Origin of the sequence: Kitasatospora sp. NPDC036755, assembly GCF_040636595.1 — a bacterium.
GTDB lineage: Bacteria > Actinomycetota > Actinomycetes > Streptomycetales > Streptomycetaceae > Kitasatospora.
On record NZ_JBEZUT010000626.1, the window covers coordinates 1 to 1,982 of the forward strand.

Sequence of the window (1,982 nt, forward strand, 5' to 3'; positions counted from 1 at the left end):
TGCCGACCGTGGGCGGCTCGGTGGGAGGCGGGGGCGTCGTCACCGCAGCCACCCCCGCTGGCGGGCCAGGGCGTACAGGCCGAACAGGGCAAGCCCGGCGTCGCCGAGGATCAGCAGCAGGCAGATCCAGTAGCTCATCGGTTGTCCTCTCAGGGAGGGGGCCCGGCCGGAGCCGGGCCCGACGGCGGGTCAGGTCAGGAGCGGCGGCCGAGGCTGTCGCGGCTGTTGGTCGTGCGGGGGGCGTGGACCAGGCGGCCGTTGGCGCGCGCCTCGTCGTAGTCGGCGCCAGTCCACGGGCGGCCGGTGCTGGTGTCGACGTGGTCGGGGGTGTCCGTCTTGGAGGACGGCTTCGACTCGCGGCGGAAGAGGGCCATCAGGAGTCACCCGCGATCCGGCCGGTGATGACGATCGGCGAGCCGTTGTGCCAGTACATGGCGGAGAAGCGGGCGTTGCCGCCGCCGCCGTCGCTGATCTCGACGCGGCTGAAGATCTTCGCCTTGACCATCGAGCGGACGGTGTCGACGGTGATGGGCTCGATGACGCGGTAGCCGACGCCCTCGGCGTCGAGGTCGCCGAGGCCGGGCAGGTGGCTGAGCTTGCTCATCGGGCACCGCCCTTGCCGGACAGGTTGTCCAGGTGGCGACCGGCGGCGTCGCCGGCCTGGGTGCGGTCCTTCGGGGTGATCGGGGGAACCGGGGTAGCGTGGGCCATGACTGGCACCTCTCTCGGAGGAATTTCCGCTGGTCACAGCCCCGCCCGGGATCTGTGGAAGGTGAGCGGGCGGGGCATTTGTGACGGGTACTTGCGCTACATAGGTACCAAGGTACTACGCTGTGGTACTGAGGTACTACAGCACTTTGTAGCAGTAGACCTCCGGGTCAGGCAAGGGCCTTGACCCGCCGTCACAAATGCAAGGAAGTGTTCGAATTGGCGCCCGAATCTGTGGGCTACCAAGCGATCGCGGACCACTACCGCCGGCTCATCGCCGACCGGAAGATCGCGGACGGGCAGAAACTGCCCTCCGTCCGGCAGATCGCGGAGCAGTGGCACGTCGCCACCAAGACCGCCCAACGAGCCTTGAAGACCCTCCAGATGGAGGGCTACGCCTCTCCGGTGCAGGGCTTGGGCTACCAGGCCAGCTTCCGGCCGCATGACTTCGCCACGCTGAGGGTCCAGGTCAGCGGCACCCGCCAGCGCGGGGAGACGTACGCCGACACCGACGAAGCGGTCATCCTGTCCGCTGAGTTGACACGGACCCGCGGGCACGAGGCCGACATCCTCGGCGTCGAGCCCGGCACCCCGGCGATCCTGCGCCGGGGCCTGGTGCGACGGGGTGACCGGGTCATCCGCATGAGCCACTCATGGTTCCCGGCTGAACTCGCCGACCTGGTACCCGAGTTGCTCACGACCGAGTCCACCCCGCCGGGGAACGTCGCACGCATCGAGGCCGCGACGGGCCGCCAAACGGAGATCACCGCCGACCGCTTCACTGTGGACCTGACCACCCTCGAACAGTCGAAGCTGTTCGGCGTGCCGCCGCGCGAGCCGCTCCTGGAGCGGACCACGGTTAGGCACGACGGCCTCGGCGTCATCGAGTACGGCACCACCTGGTGGCCGCGCCACGTCGTGCTGGCCGTCGAGTACACCGCGGACAACCAGGACTGAGCCCAGAAACAGGAGCGGGCCGCCCGGCTGTACCCCGGAGCGGCCCCGTGATCCACGGAGGTACCCGTGTCCCACACCACGAAGTATGACCGACCGCGCACCATCGGCTGGCCGACCGGCCTCCTGTTCGCAGCCCTGTTCCTGATCTGCGCCGCTGTCGGTGTGGCCGGGGCGTACGGCACCTACAGCAACGCCGAGGCGGTGTTCCACGACTCCGGCCGCGCCCTGTCGCTCGTCGCCGGCGGGGAGGGCGTCGTCCTGGTGCTCGGCGTCGCCATGCTCGGCCTGACCCTGATCCAGCGCCCCTACCCGGCAGC

At 69.7% G+C, this 1,982-nt stretch carries 3 protein-coding genes and 1 pseudogene; 2 read left to right on the forward strand and 2 right to left on the reverse strand.

Annotated features, from left to right (window positions below; all coding sequences use genetic code 11):
- Window positions 1-194 precede the first annotated feature (194 nt).
- Both AB0E96_RS40650 and AB0E96_RS40655 read right to left on the reverse strand, forming a co-directional pair.
- The gene (locus tag AB0E96_RS40650) at window positions 195-374 is read right to left on the reverse strand and encodes a hypothetical protein (RefSeq protein ID WP_359831820.1); all 180 of its coding nucleotides are present in this window, start codon (window positions 372-374) and stop codon (window positions 195-197) included.
- Window positions 374-604: a hypothetical protein gene (locus AB0E96_RS40655; protein ID WP_359831822.1), complete on the reverse strand. Its 231-nt coding sequence runs from the start codon at window positions 602-604 to the stop codon at window positions 374-376. The genes AB0E96_RS40650 and AB0E96_RS40655 overlap by 1 nt, the downstream gene beginning before the upstream one ends.
- Window positions 605-927: 323 nt before the next feature.
- On the opposite strand from AB0E96_RS40655, the gene AB0E96_RS40660 reads away from it, so the two are divergent.
- Both AB0E96_RS40660 and AB0E96_RS40665 read left to right on the forward strand, forming a co-directional pair.
- Window positions 928-1,665: a GntR family transcriptional regulator gene (locus AB0E96_RS40660; protein WP_359831824.1), complete on the forward strand. Its 738-nt coding sequence runs from the start codon at window positions 928-930 to the stop codon at window positions 1,663-1,665.
- 66 nt (window positions 1,666-1,731) lie between these two features.
- Window positions 1,732-1,982: pseudogene (locus tag AB0E96_RS40665) on the forward strand (hypothetical protein); the annotation flags it as partial.

Coding starts and splice junctions, on each gene's coding strand:
- AB0E96_RS40655 (WP_359831822.1), bottom strand. CDS start 604: ATGAGCAAGCTCAGCCACCTGCCCGGCCTCGGCGACCTCGACGCCGAG.
- AB0E96_RS40650 (WP_359831820.1), bottom strand. CDS start 374: ATGGCCCTCTTCCGCCGCGAGTCGAAGCCGTCCTCCAAGACGGACACC.